Annotated in this window: 27 protein-coding genes and 1 riboswitch; of the genes, 12 read left to right on the top strand and 15 right to left on the bottom strand. The window is 40.7% G+C overall.

The genetic code is table 11. The annotated features are described in order from the left end of the window. Nucleotides 1–104: 104 nt before the first annotated feature. The 3 genes from KKH91_05670 to KKH91_05680 form a co-directional block, all read right to left on the bottom strand. On the bottom strand, nt 105–251 hold the full coding sequence (locus KKH91_05670) for a hypothetical protein (GenBank protein MBU0952293.1): 147 nt from the start codon (nt 249–251) through the stop codon (nt 105–107). A 157-nt stretch (nt 252–408) separates the two neighbouring features. Next, nucleotides 409–852 carry a plasmid pRiA4b ORF-3 family protein gene (locus KKH91_05675; GenBank protein ID MBU0952294.1) on the bottom strand — a complete coding sequence of 148 codons (444 nt, stop codon included), beginning with the start codon at nt 850–852 and terminating at the stop codon, nt 409–411. Nucleotide 853: 1 nt separating this feature from the next. Then, a complete protein-coding gene (locus KKH91_05680) occupies nt 854–2,404 on the bottom strand; it encodes a putative DNA binding domain-containing protein (GenBank protein MBU0952295.1) in 1,551 nt (516 codons plus the stop codon). Between KKH91_05680 and KKH91_05685 the strand changes: the two genes are divergently transcribed. The 12 genes from KKH91_05685 to cbpB all read left to right on the top strand — a co-directional run bounded on the left by KKH91_05685 (nt 2,398) and on the right by cbpB (nt 12,103). Further along, nucleotides 2,398–2,871: a hypothetical protein gene (locus KKH91_05685; protein MBU0952296.1), complete on the top strand. Its 474-nt coding sequence runs from the start codon at nt 2,398–2,400 to the stop codon at nt 2,869–2,871. The two genes, KKH91_05680 and KKH91_05685, sit on opposite strands and share 7 nt — an antisense overlap. A gap of 55 nt (nt 2,872–2,926) precedes the next feature. Continuing rightward, the gene (locus tag KKH91_05690; protein ID MBU0952297.1) at nt 2,927–3,115 is read left to right on the top strand and encodes a hypothetical protein; all 189 of its coding nucleotides are present in this window, start codon (nt 2,927–2,929) and stop codon (nt 3,113–3,115) included. Then, entirely contained in the window at nt 3,112–3,897 is a 786-nt protein-coding gene (locus KKH91_05695) for an SWIM zinc finger family protein (GenBank protein ID MBU0952298.1), read from the top strand. Before KKH91_05690 ends, KKH91_05695 begins: the two co-directional genes overlap by 4 nt. Next, on the top strand, nt 3,894–4,694 hold the full coding sequence (locus tag KKH91_05700; protein ID MBU0952299.1) for a hypothetical protein: 801 nt from the start codon (nt 3,894–3,896) through the stop codon (nt 4,692–4,694). The genes KKH91_05695 and KKH91_05700 overlap by 4 nt, the downstream gene beginning before the upstream one ends. 128 nt (nt 4,695–4,822) lie before the next feature. Next, the gene (locus tag KKH91_05705; GenBank protein ID MBU0952300.1) at nt 4,823–6,037 is read left to right on the top strand and encodes a hypothetical protein; all 1,215 of its coding nucleotides are present in this window, start codon (nt 4,823–4,825) and stop codon (nt 6,035–6,037) included. A 98-nt stretch (nt 6,038–6,135) separates the two neighbouring features. Continuing rightward, nucleotides 6,136–6,768 (top strand): diphthine--ammonia ligase, encoded by a 633-nt coding sequence (locus KKH91_05710; protein ID MBU0952301.1) that lies wholly within the window; start codon nt 6,136–6,138, stop codon nt 6,766–6,768. A gap of 192 nt (nt 6,769–6,960) precedes the next feature. Further along, a riboswitch (TPP riboswitch) is annotated at nt 6,961–7,065 on the top strand. A gap of 44 nt (nt 7,066–7,109) precedes the next feature. Beyond that, complete coding sequence (gene thiS, locus KKH91_05715) at nt 7,110–7,313, top strand: sulfur carrier protein ThiS (GenBank protein MBU0952302.1); 204 nt, start codon at nt 7,110–7,112, stop codon at nt 7,311–7,313. After that, complete coding sequence (locus tag KKH91_05720; GenBank protein MBU0952303.1) at nt 7,313–8,098, top strand: thiazole synthase; 786 nt, start codon at nt 7,313–7,315, stop codon at nt 8,096–8,098. The genes thiS and KKH91_05720 overlap by 1 nt, the downstream gene beginning before the upstream one ends. Then, on the top strand, nt 8,098–9,204 hold the full coding sequence (gene thiH / locus KKH91_05725) for a 2-iminoacetate synthase ThiH (GenBank protein ID MBU0952304.1): 1,107 nt from the start codon (nt 8,098–8,100) through the stop codon (nt 9,202–9,204). The genes KKH91_05720 and thiH overlap by 1 nt, the downstream gene beginning before the upstream one ends. Further along, on the top strand, nt 9,201–9,749 hold the full coding sequence (thiF, locus tag KKH91_05730; GenBank protein MBU0952305.1) for a sulfur carrier protein ThiS adenylyltransferase ThiF: 549 nt from the start codon (nt 9,201–9,203) through the stop codon (nt 9,747–9,749). The genes thiH and thiF overlap by 4 nt, the downstream gene beginning before the upstream one ends. After that, a complete protein-coding gene (gene thiE / locus KKH91_05735) occupies nt 9,739–10,368 on the top strand; it encodes a thiamine phosphate synthase (GenBank protein ID MBU0952306.1) in 630 nt (209 codons plus the stop codon). The genes thiF and thiE overlap by 11 nt, the downstream gene beginning before the upstream one ends. Before the next feature lie 316 nt (nt 10,369–10,684). Next, nucleotides 10,685–12,103, top strand: coding sequence for a peptide-modifying radical SAM enzyme CbpB (gene cbpB, locus KKH91_05740; GenBank protein MBU0952307.1), 1,419 nt, complete (start codon nt 10,685–10,687; stop codon nt 12,101–12,103). A gap of 66 nt (nt 12,104–12,169) precedes the next feature. Here the strand turns inward: cbpB and KKH91_05745 are convergent, their stop codons facing one another. The 12 genes from KKH91_05745 to KKH91_05800 all read right to left on the bottom strand — a co-directional run. Then, nucleotides 12,170–13,576, bottom strand: coding sequence for a glycosyltransferase family 2 protein (locus tag KKH91_05745; protein ID MBU0952308.1), 1,407 nt, complete (start codon nt 13,574–13,576; stop codon nt 12,170–12,172). Between the two features lie 31 nt (nt 13,577–13,607). After that, on the bottom strand, nt 13,608–15,986 hold the full coding sequence (locus tag KKH91_05750; protein ID MBU0952309.1) for a sodium-translocating pyrophosphatase: 2,379 nt from the start codon (nt 15,984–15,986) through the stop codon (nt 13,608–13,610). A 117-nt stretch (nt 15,987–16,103) separates the two neighbouring features. Next, nucleotides 16,104–16,622: a hydrogenase 3 maturation endopeptidase HyCI gene (locus KKH91_05755; GenBank protein ID MBU0952310.1), complete on the bottom strand. Its 519-nt coding sequence runs from the start codon at nt 16,620–16,622 to the stop codon at nt 16,104–16,106. Then, nucleotides 16,619–17,110, bottom strand: a complete 492-nt coding sequence (locus tag KKH91_05760; GenBank protein MBU0952311.1) for a hypothetical protein — start codon at nt 17,108–17,110, stop codon at nt 16,619–16,621. Before KKH91_05760 ends, KKH91_05755 begins: the two co-directional genes overlap by 4 nt. A 55-nt stretch (nt 17,111–17,165) precedes the next feature. Continuing rightward, nucleotides 17,166–17,519: a 4Fe-4S dicluster domain-containing protein gene (locus KKH91_05765; protein ID MBU0952312.1), complete on the bottom strand. Its 354-nt coding sequence runs from the start codon at nt 17,517–17,519 to the stop codon at nt 17,166–17,168. A gap of 15 nt (nt 17,520–17,534) precedes the next feature. Continuing rightward, nucleotides 17,535–18,503 carry an NADH-quinone oxidoreductase subunit H gene (locus KKH91_05770; protein ID MBU0952313.1) on the bottom strand — a complete coding sequence of 323 codons (969 nt, stop codon included), beginning with the start codon at nt 18,501–18,503 and terminating at the stop codon, nt 17,535–17,537. Next, on the bottom strand, nt 18,491–19,705 hold the full coding sequence (locus tag KKH91_05775; protein ID MBU0952314.1) for a nickel-dependent hydrogenase large subunit: 1,215 nt from the start codon (nt 19,703–19,705) through the stop codon (nt 18,491–18,493). The genes KKH91_05770 and KKH91_05775 overlap by 13 nt, the downstream gene beginning before the upstream one ends. Beyond that, entirely contained in the window at nt 19,695–20,171 is a 477-nt protein-coding gene (locus tag KKH91_05780) for an NADH-quinone oxidoreductase subunit C (GenBank protein MBU0952315.1), read from the bottom strand. Before KKH91_05780 ends, KKH91_05775 begins: the two co-directional genes overlap by 11 nt. Continuing rightward, nucleotides 20,168–20,599: an NADH-quinone oxidoreductase subunit B family protein gene (locus KKH91_05785; protein MBU0952316.1), complete on the bottom strand. Its 432-nt coding sequence runs from the start codon at nt 20,597–20,599 to the stop codon at nt 20,168–20,170. The genes KKH91_05780 and KKH91_05785 overlap by 4 nt, the downstream gene beginning before the upstream one ends. 16 nt (nt 20,600–20,615) lie before the next feature. Next, nucleotides 20,616–20,954, bottom strand: coding sequence for a hypothetical protein (locus tag KKH91_05790; protein MBU0952317.1), 339 nt, complete (start codon nt 20,952–20,954; stop codon nt 20,616–20,618). A 13-nt stretch (nt 20,955–20,967) separates the two neighbouring features. Next, nucleotides 20,968–21,276 (bottom strand): NADH-quinone oxidoreductase subunit K, encoded by a 309-nt coding sequence (locus KKH91_05795; GenBank protein MBU0952318.1) that lies wholly within the window; start codon nt 21,274–21,276, stop codon nt 20,968–20,970. Further along, nucleotides 21,273–21,624, bottom strand: a 352-nt coding sequence (locus tag KKH91_05800) for a hypothetical protein (GenBank protein ID MBU0952319.1), incomplete at its 5' end; no start/stop codon positions are given. The genes KKH91_05795 and KKH91_05800, both read right to left, overlap by 4 nt.

The following is a 21,624-nucleotide window of genomic DNA, read 5'->3' on the forward strand; positions in this document are numbered from 1 at the left end:
ACAAGAACAATATGATAATCGCATTTGTAAACACTATGGCTCAGCCGTTTATATTCCATACTCCAATTATACGAAGATATTGGAATGTTATCCATCTCTCGAGCTTACGCTCGGAGAATTCCAGAGGACTGGCTTAAATTTATAAAAATAGCAAGTTTTTCTTTTACAAAACCGTGAGGCTGCTGTATTAACTTAATAACATCTATTTCCTTCTTCGATTTATTGTTGCCTGTGTCTTTATTATCAAACATTTTTGAACCCCCTTGATTATTGACCTACTTTCGTTATTTGTTGCAATTTATTTTCTCAAATCATTCAACAACACCCATTCACCCGAAGATAGTTCATATTTCCAACTTGTCCAACCATTCGTTGAATATTTAGTATGGATGTTTTATATTCCCGATTTCAATCTTGTTCAATGTCAGGATACTGTTGGGGAGCCTTACCTATGCTCTCAATTACCGCAGGTTTCACTTTTTTCCCGTCAAACTCTTTAATTTCTTTAAGTTTTACAGTGAAATGCCATTCATCGCCGTAATCAAAGAGGAAAAGCAGTTTCTTGTCGATAACCGGGAATGCTTCGGATACGTGCGCTTTTTTTACGCCGATTGCATTGTTCGCGCCGGGCTCCCCGACATCCTTGAAAAGTTCATATACCTCATCGGATCTACCGAGCCTTTCAAAATTGTCATAGAAACCAAAGCAGTGGTCGAAACCGAATTCAAAAGCCTGCGTGATTATCTTAGCAAAATTATACAGCGTGGCATTGCCGTCTATCTGAATTACGCGGTTTGCTTTCTCGCCTTCAAAATTCTCGTAAGACACTTCAAAAATATAGCCTTTTGACATTTCACTTGCCCTTAATTAGCTCCAATCCTTTTTCTGTAGTCCTATACTTTTGTAAACGGCTGTTTGGTTTGTCCGGAACAGTCATTCCCAGCAATCCTTCCTGCAATAAAGGATTGATATATCTATTTCTGAATTTTGTGCGATTTATCCATTTGAATTGTCTTTGAATATCAGATATCGCCTTCTCTGTAGAACAAAAAGACAGTAAACGTTCGACTTCCTCCCGACTTAGTCCCGACTTAGTCCCGACTTGGGCCCAACTTGGGACAACTTGCTCACGGGTGTCTGATACAAGTTGGGGTTTAGTTTTAAATTTAGGATGGATCGGCAATATAGTAAGAAAGTAATCCCTATTTTTGTTTGTTTCAAAAACAGGAGGGGGAGAGCCATTAGATTTCATTGCGCGTCTTATTTTTGGGAAGCCGGTACTCCTGCCTTCAGTTAAATCAATTTCTTTTAGAAAATCCCCGATTCTTCTATTTCGATACATGTGCGCAATAACAACTTTCTTTTTAAGCATTTTGTTGTCTATAGGCGGAATAGGCCCGAGAAATGATAGTATTTCTATTTTATCATGCCGGATATTTATTTCAATAGGATTTCTTTCATCATAGCTTTTATGATAAACCGCATTAGCAAGAGCTTCTTCTATTGCGAGATAAGGATAATTGAAAAACCTCATAGCTTCTGCCTGATTGGGGATTTTTCTTACTTCTTCTTTGATAACGATGTTTTTAATGTATTGAAGAGCATCTCTCAGCTGAGTGTGTATGGGCCCAGTAAATATTTTTTCTGTGAATTTATCGCCTATATCATCCTGATATTCCACAACTTCAATCCTTGTATCCTTAAAATGCTTTTCCGGGTCATCTGTGAAAAGAAGCAGTCCTGCATTAACCGGTTTTAAATATTCCCTTGGGCCGCGCGCAATTTGCATCTGCACGCATAATTCTTTTAGAGACATAGAATCCATTATTGAATGTAAATCACTGTCTGCTTGTTTAAGAAATGATTTAATCAGGTGAGGATTAAATTCTTCAATTGAAGCGCCATGGTTTATTCTATCATCAAACGGTACTTTTGAAGCTAAACTGTATAATTGGTTTTCTTCAGAATGATTTGCCTTTACTGTTGAGGCAAACCTCCTGATATAATATATTTGTTCGGGTTTCTTTGTAAGCGTTTTAGGTGCTTTATACGGCCTGGTCTCCCCGCCGGGAGCCCAAAGCACTAATATGTTTTTTCCTTGATATTTTTCAGGAGAAGAAACTGGAAAGTAATGCGGTGTGATTTTGTGGCAAAGTTCTATAAGCTTTTTCTGGCAAGCGTCGATTTGTTCAGGATTTAACCCAACGGGAGGCAAAAGTGGACGGCCTTTTTCGGACTTTATTCCTATAACGATGTATCCACCACCCCAGTTATTAATGTCGTTTGCAAAAGCGCAGAGAGTATGAATAATTGCTTCAGGATTCCACCCTTCCTTAAATTCAATCCTTTCAGATTCTACAATTTGGCCATTAATCAATTCGTTAATATTCAATGGTAATGCCATATTCTTTGTCTCCAAAATATTCTGGTTTTTCTATCGACATTATTTTGTATAATACCAAAATAAATATTGTAAATCAAACAAATAATTTGTATAGTTATTTTATGGAATTTAACCAGAAGGATTATTTTAAAGGTGAAAAATTTGAACAAGGAATGAAACGATTTGTTGAGGAGCATCCCGATGTTTCCAGTGAACAGCTACAAGCCGTCAGAGAATTCTACAAAAATTCAACAGAGGAAGAGATTAATGAAATCCTATTTGAGGCAACCAATAAAACGGATATTATAAAAGACTGGGCAGGCAAAAGAGAATACAAATACTATTTCTTTTTGAATAAACACGAAGATGCCGCTTTTACCCGTTGCCCGAAGTGCGATAAACAGACTAAGAAACGGATGTTTTGCCTGTTCATTCACATAGAACCAAACAATTTCATGTGCAATCAACAAATCATGCGCATTTTGTGAGAAATGCGGCCTGGTGATTGTAAGAAAGAAGGAATTTGAAACCCTGTTGGTTACCATGTGTGAACAAAAGGGAATGAGCGATATTATAGGGAATGAATATGTCGTGATGGGAACACTGGATAAGTTTTTGCATAAAGAGGGCAAAAAAGGCCAGTTGGATGCAAGCACTGCAATTGACCTATTCCTGCCGTTTAAAGACCATTGGACATTTGAATTGCAAAGAGGATGGCAGCCGGTAAAATGAAGAATAATCCCGCAAAGAATCCACATTTTTATGTCGACCCTGAAAAAATGAAGGACTGTGTCAGAGACGGCACGGTTTTACGGGCTAAGGTGCTTGGAACAAGGGCATACAAGGTAAAAACAGTAATCAAAGGAAACAGACTGCTAAAAAGCCGTTGTACATGCCCCGCATACAGAAACTACGCGAATTGCAAGCATATTACCGCCGTATATATCGCCTATCGCGAGCACCCCGGATGGTTCCAAAACTTGAAGGGTACAGAAAAGAAAGTAGATAAAATTCCTCCTGAGCAAGCAATCGCAATCCTGAAACTGTTAATGAGCGCAATGCCTGATGCCAAGAGAATTGTTGAAAATGAACTAAAATCGCCGGAAAGCAAAACAGAAGCCTATTGCAGGGATATAATGGAATGCTTCAAATCGTCGCTTGATGGGCCGGACGATGCAACGCTTGAGAGCCTCGATATCTACCACAACAAGGCAGAAATTCTACTCAAGAGCGGGGAGTGTTTTGCCTGCATTAAGCTTTGTTTTGAGATTGTCTATGGCTGTATTCATACTGACGCCAGCCTCGGCTCAACAGAGATATTCCCGGAAGGATTTGCTGAAGGTGTCTGGCAAACTTACATGAAAGCGCTTAAAAAAGGCAAGTTCAAAGCATTGGAACTGGAAATAATTAAAAAGCAACTGGACCAACTGAATTCTTTTGAAGGATTTTACCATGATCAGGAAGGATTCTGGCCACAGGAAGGAATTGACTATCTGAAGGAAAAGAAATTATGACAAAACTCTTTTCCAAAGATTACCTTATTATCCACATCAAAAGCAAACATACGAATATCCAAGACCTTAAAACAGGCCAGGAACTGATATTCCGCCCTCAAAGACAGCATTACCTGATGGATTATGTCGAAGGTGAAACGCTTACTATTAGCCCTGAAAAAGAATGGGAATTCAAAAATAACACATATCTCACAGGAGAAGTCACTGACAGTAAGATTGATATAAATTCTTTGAATATTAAACCCCTCGGGTTAACAGAGCATGGTATTTGGGATCCAATGCAAATTTATGGTGAAGAGATGAAAGATGAGTTTGAAGAGTATTTGAAGGGAGGCCTGCGCAAGTCTTATGAAATGGAACAAAGAAGTTCTGTAAAGATAGAATCCCCGGAAGATGACACTTTTGACGACCCCATCACTAACGCCATGGATTTGTTTAATCAAGGGGATCCTGATAAAGCAACTACCGTGCTGGTTAACGAGCTTCGGCATGACTGGGCCTGTTTGGACGCTCATAATCACCTGGCAATAATGGATAACCGCTGGAAACACTATTTGCCGATGAAGAAACGCTATGAAATAGCAGTAAAAATAGCGGATTTAACAATCCCTGATGACTTTAATGGCGTATTAACCTGGGGATGTATTGATAATAGGCCTTTCCTGAGAAGTTTACAAGGGTGTGGCCTTGCATTGTGGCATCTTGGAGAAAAAGACAATGCATTAAGGATATTTGAACGGTCTCATAGGTTATCACCGGATGACGGCCGGAGTGCGGTTCTGTATAAAGGCGCTTAAAAAAGGTTTAAGCATAGAAGAATTCGAAAAAAACAGTGCTTAGCATAAGCATTACTCATAAAAAGTTTAATTCAATGGAAAAACCAGCCAATCTAAAGTCGGAATATCGCAAATTTATTCGTGCTTGTGTGAATGACCAAAAACGCAATGGTTTTGTGGGTTATTGGGGCTCTATGAAGGCATCCAGGGGAGCCGAAGAGCTTCTTGATAATGCAGAATCCCTTGCAGGTGAAAGAAAATATTTGGAAGCAATTGAAATTTATCAAGCCATTATTGAGACCTTTGTCCCTGCTATCCAGTATGCAGACGATTCCAACGGAACAATCGGAGATGCCATAAATAATGCTGTTGAAGGCTTAAAAAAATGTTCCGTCTTTACAACAGAAGAGGAAAAGGATAATCTTTTCAAGTATCTTGTTAGAGAAGCGGACAAAAAACAGTATCATGACTGGGATTGGGAGATGGACTTACTAAATATTGCCGCTGAACTCACTGATGACGAGATAAAAACACGAATTCTGTTTGACCAACTGGATAGAATCGGCGCAAGAGAAAATGAAGAAACTCATCCAAGTGAATATACTCATGAGACCATACTGAAACTTAAAGGCATTGTTTTGAAAAAAAGAAGTATGATTCCTGAATTCAAAACATTTTTACGGGAACACATTAATTACTCAGCAATAAGAGAGCTTGCAATCCGGGATGCGATAGATAATAACCAGCTTGAAGAAGCTAAAGTATTAGCTAATGCAGGCATAAATATAGCGGAACAAAAGATGCAACATGGCTGTAAAGCAACGTGGCATAAATTCCTGCTTGAAATTGCGAAAAAGGAATCAAATATTGAAGACATAAAAAAACATAGCAAAGTTTTGTTTATTGACTCAGGGGAAATGGAGTATTATGAAGAAATAAGACGCCAATATCCTGTTTCAGAATGGCCCGAAAAAGCGCTGGAATTAATGAAAGAGATGCCGGAAAGGATAAGCGTGATACAGGATATTCCCGGGAAAATATATGTGCGGGAAGAGAATTGGGACGGGCTCCTGTCTTTTGCCAAGCAGCGAGCAAGCATATATTTCCTGAACCGTTATCATGAACACATAATCAAGCATTTCCCAAAAGAGCTTTCAGTTCTGTATAATCAGGTATTACGTAAAGAAATAGCAGCCGCACATGACAGAAGCGGATATCGCCATTTCTGCCGAATAATCCTTGACATGGAAGAATGCGGGGTTAAAGAAGACGTGAAAGACCTTATAGAATGGATAAGAAGGACATATCCTATAAGGATAGCCCTTCAAGATGAGTTAAGAAAAGTAATAAAAAACAGATACTAAGCACTGACATGAAACTATTTACGATAGGATAAAAAAGCTTCCAGAATGTCCTGTAACTGACTTCTACGAAAAAACAACAAAAGGATAAATCAAACACAATGCCAAAAATACTGTTCGCCTGGAGTGGTGGTAAAGACAGCGCTATTGCTTTATGGGAAATAATGAAAAAACCTGAATATACTCTAACTGCCTTATTAACCACCATGACTGAAAACTACGATAGAATAAGTATGCACGGCGTAAGAAATTCGCTACTTGAAAAACAAGCTAATTCTATTGGCTTGCCATTAACGAAAGTCTATATCTCAAAAAAGTCATCAAACGAAGAATATGAATCTAAAATGAAAGAAAAACTGGTGTACTATAAGAGCACAGGTGTAACTTCGGTAGCTTTTGGCGACATATTTCTTGAAGATTTAAGGAAATACAGAGAAAACAATTTATCGCAGATCCAAATTGATGCTGTTTTTCCAATCTGGAAAAGAAATACTCTTGAACTTGCCAATTGTTTTATTGAAAATGGATTCAAGGCAATAGTCACGTGCATTGATACTAATCATCTTGATAAATCATTCTTATCAGATCTACCTGCTAAAGTAGACCCATGCGGTGAAAACGGTGAATTCCATACTTTTGTATATAATGGCCCAATTTTCAAATATCCTCTGACAGTTAAGAAAGGTAAGGTTGTTCTAAGAGAAAAACGGTTTTATTTCTGCGATATAATATAAATTGGAGTAATTGCCCAAAAACTCTACCGCAGACTTACTACATCGCACCCAGGCACAGAGGCATCCTAGAAGCTTCCGTGAAAAATTTCTAGAGTTGGATAATAAGTAGGTGCTCATGTAAGTGTTAATACGGACAATGTTAATACGGATGATTGACAATGGTCTTTTAATATTTTACAATCAGAAAAATAGTGGATTCTTATGGGGTGGTGATCTATTTTATTCTAGATCGCCTGAGATGATACCCTTGAACCTGATCTGGATAATGCCAGCGTAGGGATGAACAGATACCTTTTATGTTCCTCTGGCATAAAGGGTTTTTTTATTTCTGGGAGGACTAAATGATCAATTTAACGTTGAACGGGGAGAAAATGCAGGCAAAACCTGATACATCGCTGTTTGGTCTGGTGCAAATAAAAAAACTTAATCCTGATGTGATAGTGATAGAACATAACCGGGATATAATCCCAAAAGCTAAATGGGCAGAGGTAATACTCAAAGAGAGCGACTATGTGGAAATTATATGTTTTGTGGGAGGTGGCTGATGAATATGCAGGATGATACATTTGAACTGGGAGGAAAAATATTTACAAGCAGGCTACTTGTTGGCACTGGGAAATTCCCTGGACCGCAATTCGTAACTGATGTAATAAAAGCAAGCGGGACGGAACTGATCACCGTAGCTATGCGACGGGTCAACCTCGATTCCCAAGAGTATAATATACTTTCCTATATACCGAAGAATGTTACGATAATGACAAATACCTCTGGCGCAAGGAATGCTAAAGAAGCTGTGAGGATAGCCAGAATAGCAAGAGAAGCCGGCTGCGGCAACTTCATAAAGATTGAGGTCATAAATGAAATGAAATACCTGATGCCCGATAACGAAGAGACAATAAAAGCTACGGAAGAACTGGCAAAAGATAATTTTGTCGTTCTGCCCTACTGCGGAGCCGATCCTGTTGTTGCGAAAAAACTTGCTGATGCGGGAGCGGCCGCCGTAATGCCGCTTGGTTCACCAATAGGCTCTAATAAGGGCATAAAGACAAAGGATTTCATAGAAATGATAATAGAGTATTCCCCTATCCCGGTAATAGTGGATGCGGGAATAGGTAAGCCATCCCACGCGTCGGAAGCGATGGAGATGGGAGCTTCTGCTGTACTTATAAATACTGCCATAGCTACGGCAGAAGACCCGGTGTTGATAAGCAAGGCTTTTGCCCTTGCTGTTCAGGCAGGCAGATATTCATATCTTGCAAAAGCAAGGGGTTCACAAGACAAAGCCTCTGCAAGTTCGCCGTTAACAGGATTCTTACGTGAGGACAGATAATGTCTTTTTCCGGTTTGCTAGAAAAATACCCCAAAGAATATATTTCAGGATATTTAAATTCAGTTAATGAAGAACAGGTTAAAACAAGCCTGAACAAAGCAGAGCATGAAATAAAAGATTTTCTTAACCTACTATCTCCGAAAGCAGATGGTTTTCTTGAACAAATGGCTGTTAAATCCCAGGAAATCACAGTGCAGTATTTTGGCAGGGTTATAATATTATATATTCCTCTTTATATTTCAAATTACTGTAATAACTCCTGCACCTACTGCGGGTTCAGATCGGAAAACAAGATACCAAGAAGTATACTTTCCCTTAATGAGGTCGAGGAGAATGTCGTAGAGATAGCAAGGAAAGGCATCAAACATATCCTTTTGCTTACAGGTGAGGACAGGTCAAAGACATCTTTAGGGTATCTGCTGGAAGCCGTGAGGATAGTGAAAAAGTATTTTTCATTTATAGGAATAGAAATGTTCCCTATGGAAATGGAGGAATACGCGCGGCTGAAAGAGGCGGGTGTTGACGGGCTCACCATTTATCAGGAAGTTTATGACCGGGAGATATATAAAAAAGTGCATCTTTCCGGAAAGAAAACGGATTATCTTTACAGACTGGATACTCCTGAAAGAGGCGCCAAAGCAAACCTTCAGTCCGTGAATATCGGCCCTCTGCTCGGTCTCGGGGAACCGTTGAGTGAAACTTTTTATGCCGGGTTGCATGCGTATTACCTCCAGAAGCATTATCCAGAAGTAGAAATCAGTCTTTCCGTACCAAGGATAAACGAGGCCGAAGGCGCCTGCGGGGAACTGTTCAAGGTTGACGACAGGACTTTCGTCAGGACAGTAACCGCCCTGAGGATTTTTCTTAAACGGGCCGGGATTACCCTTTCGACAAGGGAGAGTCCGGATATGAGAGATAACCTCGTTTCCCTGGGTATAACGAGGATGTCGGCGGGCTCACAGACCGGGGTAGGAAGCTATACGGCGCAGGAAAAGCAACCCGAGCAGTTCAGTATCCGTGATGAAAGGTCCATAGAGGAAATAACTAAAATGATTGGTTCCAGGGGCTATGAGCCAATATTCAAGGATTGGGAGATGTTGAGATGAAAAAAGTCGGAATTGCAGGGGTGGGTGGAATAGGCAGCAATGTGGCTCTTCATTTGGTGAGGAGCGGGGTGAAATGTTTTAAGATAGTGGATTTTGATGAAATAATTGAGTCGAATCTTAACAGACAATTTTATTTCAGAGACCAGCTCACTCAGCGAAAGGTGGACAAACTTGAAGAGAACCTTAAACGGATAATGCCGGATCTGATGATTGAAAAGGAAATAAAACTTCTTACACCTGAGAATATCGTTGAGACCTTTGCAGACTGCGACATAATAATTGAAGGTTTTGACAAAGCCGATTGCAAGGCTTTTCTGATAGACAGGCTTGGCAGATCGGGCAAAATAGTGATATCCGCCTGCGGAGTAGCGGGGATGGATGTAGATGCTATAAAGATGAAAAAAGTGTCTGATTCAGTTTTTGTAGTCGGTGATTTCAAAACTGATATCAAGGACAAAAAATTATTCTCCCACAAGGTATCAATAGCCGCTTCCTTGATGGCGGGTATTGCATTGAAAGAAATGGGGTTTACCGATGAAAAATAATATTTTACCTGGCGGAATCTACGGAATAACGGCAGAGGAATATTCTCTCGGAAGAAGCAATCTTGAAATAGTAAAAGCGATGATAGAGGGCGGGATAAAGGTTATCCAGTACAGGGAGAAGGAGAATATGACTCCGGGAAAGAAATTCGAGGAATGCTTAAAGATAAGGGATCTGACGCGGAAAAACAATGTTCTATTTATAGTGAATGATCATATTGACATAGCCCAGCTGGTGGGGGCGGACGGGATCCATCTCGGGCAGGACGATATTTCGATAAAAGAAGCAAGGAAGATATTCAAGGGGCTCATTGGATTATCCACCCATTCGCCCGAGCAGGCGAGGAAAGCCGTAGAAGACGGCGCTGATTACATAGGTGTGGGCCCTATCTATCCTACAAAAACAAAGAAGAGTGTCTGCCCTGCTGTAGGTTTGGAGTATCTCGATTATGTTGTGGCAAAGCTTAAAATACCTTTTGTGGCAATAGGCGGTATTAAAGAGCATAATATTAAGGAAGTAATCTCCCACGGAGCAAAAACAGTTGCGCTCGTAACTGAAATAACCGGAAGCAAAGACATTCCGGGTATGATAAAGAAATTACATGATCATTTTCAAGATTAAACGTTATGATATCACTATACGACGGGAAAATGTACGCAACAATATTTTTTTACAATTGATTCCTTTTTAATCCAGGAAATGATAGAATTAGCGGCAAGTCTAAAGAGGGCGTTTAATAGAAGTTTACGGTTTAAGAGACAAAGGATTCTTAATTGTTCAGGCAGGGTGAAGACGATGTCTGACACCGTACCCTGTACCCGACTATTTTTAAAGGAGGTGAGCCAAGGTGGAAAAGAAAGTACATAAGGCGAAAAAAATGCAAAGCAAATGGTACGATCAAGTATTTACATTGAACCTTTGTTGGAGAAAATAAAATATGCTCAAGTCAAAAATTACAAACAGTTATACTTTATCAAAAAGAGATTATTTCAATACAGGAGATGGAGTTCAACTTTATCCTATAGATATTGGACACAAACACTACATTGGATTGATATCACCAGATACAGCATTCTGGTCACTTGTTAAAAAAAGTCAGATCAATCAGGCCTTAACGAGCATTTCTTTTCTGCGGCAGTTCCGTAAAAAAGAGAAATCTTTTCTCCATGAAATGAACACCTTGAGATTTAAGTTGAAACCATCAGCCGTCTATTTTAACCCAACTGACCGTTGTAACATGAATTGTTCATATTGCTATATTCCAGATAGTTTACGAAAGAATGGAAAACATAGCTCTACTCAAAATATATTAAAAACATTAGAAACACTACAAGTTTATTTTAAATCCAGTTTGCCTGAGAAACAAAGACCACAGATTGTTTTTCATGGCGCTGAACCAATGCTCAACAAGAAAGCCATTTTTTCCGCCCTAGATAAATTTGGTGAATATTTTCGTTTTGGTATACAAACCAATGGGACACTTTTGGATAAGCAAAATATAGATTTTTTGATTTCGAAAGGAATAAGTATTGGTCTTTCTCTTGATGGGCATACGGCAAAAGTGGCGAACCGATTACGCAAGACTTGGAGTAGACAGGGCGTCTTTCAGAAGGTAATAGAGGCAATGAACCATCTCCGACTCCGAGGGTATAAAAATTATTCCGTGATTTGTACCGTAACAAGAGAAAACATGTCCTCTCTTGTTAAGATGGTTGAATTTTTACATAAGATGGAAGTACCCGTTTGTATATTAAATCCTGTTCGCTGTACTCTCCCGGAAGCACGTAAGCACAAGCCTTTAGATTCTGAATTAGCAAAATATTATCTTGAAGCATTAGATTGTACTTATGAACTATATAAAAAGACCGGCCGTAAACTTATTATTGCAAATTTCGCCAATATCTTAGTTAGTATTATTGCTCCTGCTGGTCGTAGGCTTATGTGTGATATTTCTCCTTGTGGCGGAGGGAGATGCTTTTTTGCAATTTCTAGCAACGGAGATTTATTTCCCTGCAGTGAATTTATTGGACTTAAAAAATTTAAAGGTGGCAATATCTTTGAAGATGATATCAATAAAGTTTTAGAAAGCAAACCATTTAAATTTGTCACAAAGAGAAGTATTGAGAATATTGATCCTTGCGCTCACTGTAGCATTCGCCACTTCTGCGGCGCTCCATGTCCTGCAGAAGCCTATGGACTACATGGCAATATTGAAACGAGAGGAGCTTTTTGCAGATTTTATGAAGAGCAAGTCCGTTATGCGTTTTGTTTAATTGCTGATGGTAAAGAAAATGCTTATCTTTGGGATAATTGGGATAAAGGAATGAAAGCAACTCTCGGAATAACAAAGTTTTGATAAGATAACTTGTAAAGCTTGCCTATGTTTTAAAGTAATATTTTTCATAAGAGAAGTATACAGAACTTATTCTACCGTGCGGGGGGTTTTTACCCAGACGGTTTTTTTGCGGCCGAAAATGGAAGCAAAAAAACCGTAGGTGTAAGGCAAGCCGCCAAATAATGCGGCTATAGGAAGAATTGACAGCTCGACATATTTTATCAAACCATAAGATTTATGCCTGGAAGGTTTTACCAATATATAAAATTTGTTTATTGAATGCTTTAAATAAACCAATAAGAAAATAAAGTAGAAAAAGTTCATTGCAACCGAAAATATTTTTATCCCTGCCGGCACTGAAACAAAAATACGTGTTATACCTAATAAGGATAAAAGAAATATGCCCAGGGTTGTTACGGACAATAGCTGCGCAGTCATCCAGGGGAATATACCGTATAAAAACAGCATCGTAATAATCCGGAATCTCTTGAAGATGCTTCCATCTTCAATAAGCATATACTTTATCACCTGCATATAACCGCTGGCCCACCGGACCCTCTGCCTGAAAAATGATTTATAATTAGGAGGAGTTTGTTCCGTTGCAATAAATGGTAAAAATTGCGGCCAGACATCCTCTTTTATGTAAAGCCTGCACCCCAATTCCAGGTCTTCTGAAAGCGCTTCCTGGTCAAATCCATTTACGGAATACAATAAATAGGGCTCAATAAAAAAGTTCGTTCCCCCGATAAACGGCAGTCGCCTGAGCAAAACCGGCAAAAACCACTCGTGAGTAATCGCCTGGGATAATGCATATATTTTATTCATCACCTTCAGGCTGAAATAATTTCTTACCTGAACCACCGGCCCCTGGACTAAAAGCGGCCGGTCTTTTTTTGCAATAAATTTCTGCGCAACATATAATAAAGTATCAGGATCCGGCTGGGAATCGGCATCATAGAACCCCACTATTTGGGTATCCTTGGGGATAAAGCTCATCACCCAGTTTAAAGCCCTGGGTTTGTTGGATTTTACCGGTTCGCTAGAGAACGCTCCCGGATAATTGCCGTCAAATTTTACCGGTACTGAGGTATGCATGATGAAATCATCACCGTAGAGTTTGTTATATCTTTCTTTTTCATCTTCCACAAAGCAGTGGGTAGTCTCATTGTAGGGTTTTTCAAAGAGTTCCTTGTCATCAAGCACAAGCAGTACTCTATATTTATCCTTCGGATAATTAAGTTTTACAAACATGTCTATGGTGGCAGTAATCAGGGTTGATTCATAGAGGGCGGGCACTACTATTGTTATTTTGGGCACAGCTACGGAATTATCGGAAGCGATTTTATCCAGGGTCCCCTGGTTCAGGACCAGGTCGTATCTTTTTCTCCAATGACAAAAATAGGAGAACAGCCCGTAATAAATGAACTGCAGGAAAAAGAAAACCATGAATCCGTTTATTACGATTAAAAAAATTATAAATGCTTCTAATGCCATAAACCCCTATATATATTTTTTTATTAATTAGCTACTTAATCCTCATTTCTGTAAATGAGCGCACAACATAAACCAGCGAGATAGCAAAAAATATAACCGCCAAAGTTAAGCTGACTTTCCGGCTTAACTCAATAGCCATTTCAACCGCCAGTAACCCGAAAAGCGTAGTAAATTTGATTGTAGGGTTCATGGCTACCGAAGACGTATCTTTGAATGGGTCACCGACAGTATCACCCACAACGCACGCCTTATGAAGCTCGGTGCCCTTTTCTTTCAGGTCCACTTCAACAATTTTCTTGGCATTGTCCCACGCTCCGCCGGCATTAGCCATAAATATAGCCTGGTATAAACCAAACAACGCTATAGAAATAAGGTATCCGATAAAGAAATAAGGATTTAAGCAGGCAAAGGCAAGAGTGCTGAAGAATATAACCAGGAAGAGGTTTAACATACCTTTCTGGGCATACTTGGTACAAATTTCAACAACTTTTTTGGAATCTTCTATAGAAGCTTTTGTGACTGAGGAATCAAGTTTTATATTTGCTTTGATAAATTCTACTGCCTTGTAGGCGCCGCTGGTTACGGCGTGCATTGAAGCGCCGGTAAACCAGAAAATAACCGCACCGCCGCCCATAAGCCCGAGCAGGAATAATGGGTTAAGTATTGAAAGGTTTGTGACCAGTTCCGGTTGCAAACCCTTAGTCAGCAATACAATGATGGAAAATATCATTGTTGTGGCGCCGACAACAGCTGTGCCTATCAATACCGGCTTTGCCGTAGCCTTGAAAGTATTTCCAGCGCCGTCATTTGTTTCAAGATAGTGTTTTCCTTTTTCAAAATCCGGATCAAAACCGAAATCCTTTTTTATTTCCGCTTTTATGTTCGGCACAGCTTCAATAAGTGAAAGTTCGTAAACTGACTGGGCATTATCCGAAACCGGCCCGTAAGAATCAACGGCGATTGTAACCGGCCCCATGCCTAAAAACCCGAATGCTACCAGGCCAAAAGCAAAAACAGGCGCGGCTATCATAAGCGCGGTTAACCCAAGCGTGCTGATAGCGTAAGCGATACCCATAAGGAACATTATCGCCAGGCCCATCCAGTAAGCGCTGTAATTGCCTGATGTTAAACCTGCAAGAATGTTAAGCGAAGCGCCGCCATGGCGCGAAGAAGTGACAACATTTTTAACAAACGCGCTTTCAGTTGAAGTGAATATTTTTACAAGTTCCGGTATAACCGCGCCGGCTATGGTTCCGCAGCTGATAATTGTTGAAAGTTTCCACCAGATTGTGCCGTCACCGACATTTCCAATGAAGAGGTACGAAAGCAAATAGGTAACGCCGATACAAACAAATGAAGTAATCCAAACCAGGTTGGTAAGAGGCTGTTCAAAATTCATGTTGTCAAGCTTGCTGTATTTCGCTTTTGAAATCATCTGGTTGACTTCAAATGATATTGAGCTGGCTATCAACATTGCCAGGCGCATTACAAATATCCAGACAAGAAGCTGGGCCTGCAGTGTAGTATTCGGCACTGCGAGTAATATAAAAGAAATAAGAGCTACTCCAGTAACACCGTAGGTTTCAAAACCGTCAGCTGTGGGGCCGACAGAATCGCCGGCATTGTCTCCCACGCAATCAGCTATGACGCCCGGGTTGCGCGCATCGTCTTCTTTTATGTTAAACACGATTTTCATCAAATCCGAGCCGATATCCGCTATCTTGGTGAAAATGCCGCCGGCAATACGAAGCACAGAAGCGCCGAGTGATTCACCGATGGCAAACCCTATGAAGCAAGGGCCTGCGTAAGCGGGATTAATAAATAGCAGAATGCAAAGCATGACAAAAAGTTCAATGCTGATAAGAAGCATACCGATGCTTATGCCGGATTTTGCCGGGATATCATAAACAGGGTAAGGTTTTCCCTTAAGAGAGGCAAAAGCTGAACGGGAATTGGCAAAGGTGTTGATTCTCATGCCGAACCACGCCACAGCGTAGCTTCCCATAATACCTATGAGCGAACAAATAATTATCATGCCGACTTTGAACGCTTCCAGGTGTTTTAAATAGCCAAAATAAAAGATTATAATTATTGCAAGAAGCCCTTCAAGCATAAGAATGAATTTACCCTGGGTAATAAGATAAGTTTTGCAGGTTTCATATATAAGCTCCGAAATTTCGCTCATGGATTTATGCACGGGCAAATTCCTGATTTTTCTGTAGTAATGGAAACCAAAATATAGGCCGAAAAGGCATACTAGCAGGCCAACCATCAATATAGACCTGCCGGTAAAACCCATAAAATAAACAGAAGCTAAATCCGGCAGAATAAGGTCTGACTCGCCCGCAAATGCTGCTGGGCTTCCCAACAACAGAACTGCCGCTGACATAAGAAAATCCTTGACTTTCATGACATATCCTCCTAAAAGATTTTGTTTTCTGGATTTTTAGTTTATGGTAGGCACCAATGAGAAGATTATATAAAAAAAGGAGGGCTAACGCAACCGATTTATTTTAACCGATTTATTTTAAAATATCGACGGAAGGTTGTCTGCAAGCAGGCCCGAAACAGTTACTATTGCTTGCTTTACCAAAGGCGAAACTATTTCACCCTGCTCAAGCGATTGCGGCTCTATGCCGACTATTATAACTTTTGCGTTCATGGTTTGTTCAAAAAATTTAATTGCCATGGACAAAGGCAGGTGATGCGTAGAAACATCCCCTTCTTCTATTTTGCTGTTATCTACAAGCGCTACTGCGCCCGGCTTTTCGCCCCAATAGCAGGAATCAAGTATAACGATATGCGTTGGGTTTAATTTTCTGATTTTTCCTGTATTATTTTCAAGAACATCCTCAGCTATAACCACATCTATTTTACCGGCCACTGTCGCGTCTTTTGGAAGTTTTTCCATTAACGATTGGGCTGTCAGCACACCGGCCGCATCATCATTTTTCATTGTGTTGCCGATACCCACAACGACTATATGCTTCCCCTTGGGGCCTTTAAGTTCTTCCAGTAATTTGTCAAGCCATGCTGGGTTTATCACTTTGTGTTTGTCACTCGCTTTTCCAGCTGTTTTATCTGTTCTATGCCGGATTCAATACCTTCCAGCCAGGAAATTATATCCTTAGCATTTTCATTATTGTTAATCTGCGTGAAATCACCCGATTCTTTCAGTATAATTTTTCTGCGTTTTAATCCAAAAAAACTATTGCAATAACAAAAATAAATTTTCCGGAGGCCTTCTTTGCCCTCGCTGCCTTTTCTTTCAGAATAAGGCCCCCCTACAAGAGCCTTGATCAGCCGGCGCTTCTCATCTAAAAAAACCTTATCAATCTTTCCTAAAGGTTTATCCCGCTCCTGGGTTTTTACATTGCCCTCGCTGTCAATAATCCAACCTTCCACGGAACCATTATTGCTTGTTTGGCAATACCCAAACACCGCTTTTTGCTTAATGGGTTTTCCCGCATCAGCAAAAACTGAACTGCCGGCAATAAGCGCGATCAAAAATAAAAAAACTAGTTTTCTTTTCATATGGAATGGTGTTAACTTAAGCAATTCATTGTTAAATTATTAACCTAAGCGATTTTTATAAATATTCTATTTTGAGTTTGTTGCGGTCGAAGGCGGCTAATTCATACTCTTCGTTGAGTTTTATGGAATCTTTGTTGCAGTCTTCCGCGCACTGCGCGCAGTGGATACAGCGGTCGTTGTGGAGGATCATCTTGAATTTCTTTTCTGTTTCGGACACCCTGATAATTTCAATGGCTTCTGCCGGACAGTTCATCATGCAGATTTTACAGCCGATGCAGGTGGATGAATTGAATACCGGCGTGCCGCGGAAATCTTTCGGAGGAACGAGTTTTTCAAAAGGATATCTCACTGTATTTGGCTTTTTAAAGAAATTTTTTATGATTTCGGGCAAAAAAACCGCAAGTTTCATAGTTTCTCCAATTAGCTATCCAATCAATCCTTTGGCAATTATTACTATCAGTATCTGGATGACCGCTAACGGCATCAGATATTTCCATGCAAAACTGACAACCTGCTCAACCCTGATTCTTGAATGAAGCGCTCTTATAAGCGAAAGCAAAATAACAATAATTGTCGTTTTAATTATGAACCAGGCAAAACCCAGCCAGAGCCCGCCAGGGAATCCTCCTAAAAACACCGCGGATATTACGCCGCTGCCTACAATCAGCTCTATGGAAGTCATCAACCTGAAAAAAGCGTATTTTTTTCCTGAAAATTCCGTAAAAGTGCCGCCTACAATTTCCGTTTCGGCATGAGGAATATCAAACGGCGTTCTTTCAAGTTTTGCCTGAAGCGAAATCAGCGCAACAAAGAAACCGATTATATTTATAAGCAGCAATAACGGCTTTGCCTGGTAAAATGCCGCAATTTCGGTCATTCTCCAGCTGTCTGCCAGTATTGCCGGGCCTAACAACACCAGCAAAAATGGAATTTCGTATCCAAAAAGCATCGTAATTACACGCACGCCGCCAAGAGTTGAAAACGGGTTTGTAGAGTGCCAGCCTGCAAGGAAAAATACCAGTGTCGCCATGCTCAGAAGATATATTATTACAATTAAATCACCCTGAAATGAATTAAAAGTGGAATAATCCGCATAATGCCATACAGGCAAAAGTAACGCGGCTGTGGAAACAATTGTCAATCCGATAACAGGAAGCGCGGCAAACATAAATCTGTCCGCCCTCTCGGGAATAATGTCTTCCTTTAACATAAGCTTTATAAAATCAGCCAGCGGCTGAAGCATGCCTTCGTATCCGGTATGAAGCGGGCCGCAGCGGTTCTGCAGGCGCGCGTAAACTTTCCTGTCAACCCATTCAACAAACATGGAGTAGGACATCAGGAAAAATATTCCCGGATAAATAAGCAAATACAAAACATCTTTTAGAATGGCCATACTGCTTCCTTCGCTTTTTTCGTCAGGTCAATTCTTTTATAGTGTTCAATCGCTTGTTTTCTTAAATCGCTGAAACGGATGGTGCGCATCTTCCCGTCGCCTTTTGTGTCCGTCATTTCAACTACGCGCTCGGCGCAGCATACGCAAGGGTCAATGGCCGCGAAAATTATCGGAATATCGGCAACATACATATTTTTCAGCATCTCAACCGTCGCCGGATAATTTGCAAGCGTCGGGGCGCGGACTTTTAATCTTTCAGGTTTGTCCGAGCCGTTGCTCTTTATAAAATGAAGGTCTTCCCCGCGGGGCGCTTCATATCTGCTGACTACTTCTCCCTCTTTTATTTTTCTGGGCGCTCGCACGCTTACCGGCCCATCAGGAAGGTGTTTCAATAAATATTCAATCATTTTGTATGATTCCAGCAATTCTTTTACGCGGACTACCACCCTGCCAAGTACATCGCAGCTGTTTGCGGTGCAAACATTAAAAGGAAGTTCATCATAAACTGCATACGGGTCATCCTTTCTTACATCATTCGCTACACCGGATGCGCGCAACACCGGGCCTACCGCGCAAAGCGTTATTGCCTGTTCTTTTGTGAGCGGGCCTACGCCTGCAAGCCTGGCGACAAATGAAGGTTCGGTAGTACCGATCCTGGTATAATATTCCGTACGGTTGATAAGCGTATCAAGCGAATCAAGGATATGCTTTCTCTGCATCTCGTCAATGTCCCTGCGGACTCCGCCGATTGAATTAATAGAATAATGCACGCGGTTTCCGGAAATAGTTTCCAGAATGTCCATAACTATTTCCCTGTCGCGCCAGGTGTACATGAAGAATGTATCAAAACCGGTTTCGTGGCCGGCAACACCAAGCCAAAGCAGGTGGCTGTGAACCCTTTCAAGCTCAGCAACAAGCGTCCTTATGTAAAGCCCCCTCCGGGGGACTTCAAGACCCTGTATTTTTTCAACACCCTGGACATAGCAGGTGGTATGAGAATGCGAGCAGATGCCGCAGATTCTTTCCATTAAATATATATTCTGAACCCAGTTTCTGTCTTCAGCAAGTTTTTCTATTCCGCGGTGATTGTAACCAAGGCGCAAATCCACGTCTTTTATCTGTTCGCCGTCAATCGTAACGCGCAAACTGATAGGTTCTTTTAGGGCTGGGTGCTGAGGTCCTATGGGGATTTTAATCTCCATTTTTCTCTCCTGGAATTACTTCTGGTTTCCTTTCAAATTTCCAGTCTTTACGCAACGGGTAATTGCCTTCTTCCCAATCGTCGGGCATTACCAGGGGCCGCGGGTCAGGAATATTTTCAACCGTGATTCCGAACATATCCTGGATTTCTCTTTCGTATAAAACTGCGCCCGGGATTATTGCGCAGATGCTTTTCATTTTCAATTCAGCCCTTGGCACCATTGTGCTTACCGTAACGACAGCGAGTTCATTTGCAAAATGATACTGCATTTCAAAATCGCCTTTGTCTAAACCAGTGATTGTTGAAAGGTGGTAAAATTTAAATTCATCTCTTAAGAATTTTATTACATCAAGAAGGATAGCCTGCGTCACTCTGACGGTTACGCGCCTAGGGGAGGTGGTGCTCGCTTCGAGTATGTCAGTTTGGAATTTTTCTTTTAAATTATTTATTATTAGATCTTCTTTCAAAGTTTCTTCTCCAGTTTAGTGAGCAATTTAACTACGCCGTCAAGTATTGCGTCAGGCCTCGGCGGGCAACCGGGAATATATGCATCAACAGGTATAACCTGGTCAATTCCTCCGATAACATTATAACAGCCGCGGTAAACGCATCCGGACATCGCGCAGGCGCCTACGGCAACGACGAACTTCGGTTCGGGCGTCTGTTCATAAATACGGATAATTCTTTCCTTCATCTGCCTGGTAACCGGGCCGGAGGCGATAATAACATCCGCATGGCGCGGCGTAGCTTTAAGTATCACGCCGAAACGTTCAAGATCATAACGGGGAGTCAATGCTGCGACAATTTCAATATCGCAGGCATTGCAGGCGCCGCTGTTTAAATGAAGAATCCATGGTGATTTCAGCCTGGACCATTTTGCGAGTTTTTTAATCAAGGATAAATTCCTTCCTTTACTTTTCTTTTGTTAACAGCGTCAATACGGAAATAAATATCATTACAAGGTAAAATATTCCAAAATATACAACCGGCCCTTTGGGCAATGTGGCAATTACAAGCGCAGTTACATGCATAATCGTAAAAAATATTGCGAATAAAAAGAATAATTCATACCCGAAAGGTATTTTTATGCTGTTGATGTCTTCGCCGCAGGCATAAGTTGTGTATTTGCCCTTTGAATTCGCGCCCTTGGCTGCGAGCATCCCGCCGATTCTGTAAATGGCCCAGAAGATGAGCAGGAAAATTACAAACGCTACCGGCAAAGCAATGATTAGTGGTAATATCTTTTCCATATAACCCTTTGGGTTAACCTTTTAATTTCTTTAACAATCTTATATCAAGCTCTTTTGTGTACTTGTGTATATTTATGATGATAGCCAACGCCACTGCAACAAGAGCCACTTCGATTACGATGAAGGTTATTGTCAGCCCCTGGGCGATCATTATATTGTTTCTTTCAAAACCGCCTGCAATAAGCGCCAGGGAAATGCCTTTTGCGATAATTTCCGCGCCTATCAAAAGCTTGATCAGGTTTTTCATTGTCAGCAGGCAATAAAGCCCGGTGAAAATCAAAACTCCAACAACAACAAAGTTTAAATATGTAATATGGGTCATTGTTTTTTCCTTTTAAGCAGCGCGAATACTCCAAAAACGCCGGCAAATATTACTCCTACCTGCCCCAGAAGGTCATAAGTTCTTTTTGTCCAGAACGTATCTCCAAAATTTTCAGCTTTTGTTATTGCAGGAATATACGGAGTCGCGTCTCCGATAAATTTTCTCATTATCATTATATCGCCAAGAACAAATAAAATTATCAATACCGGGAACACAATTAACGGCCACCTGTTTTCCTGAACCTGCGAATCTTCCTTTGTTAAGGCAATTACGGTTATAAATAAAACAGTGATCAATCCCGCAACTACCGAAACTTCAAATACTCCGGCGTAAGCAGCGCCCATCCTG

Source organism: Elusimicrobiota bacterium, assembly GCA_018816525.1.
Classification (GTDB): domain Bacteria; phylum Elusimicrobiota; class Endomicrobiia; order CG1-02-37-114; family XYA2-FULL-39-19; genus OXYB2-FULL-48-7.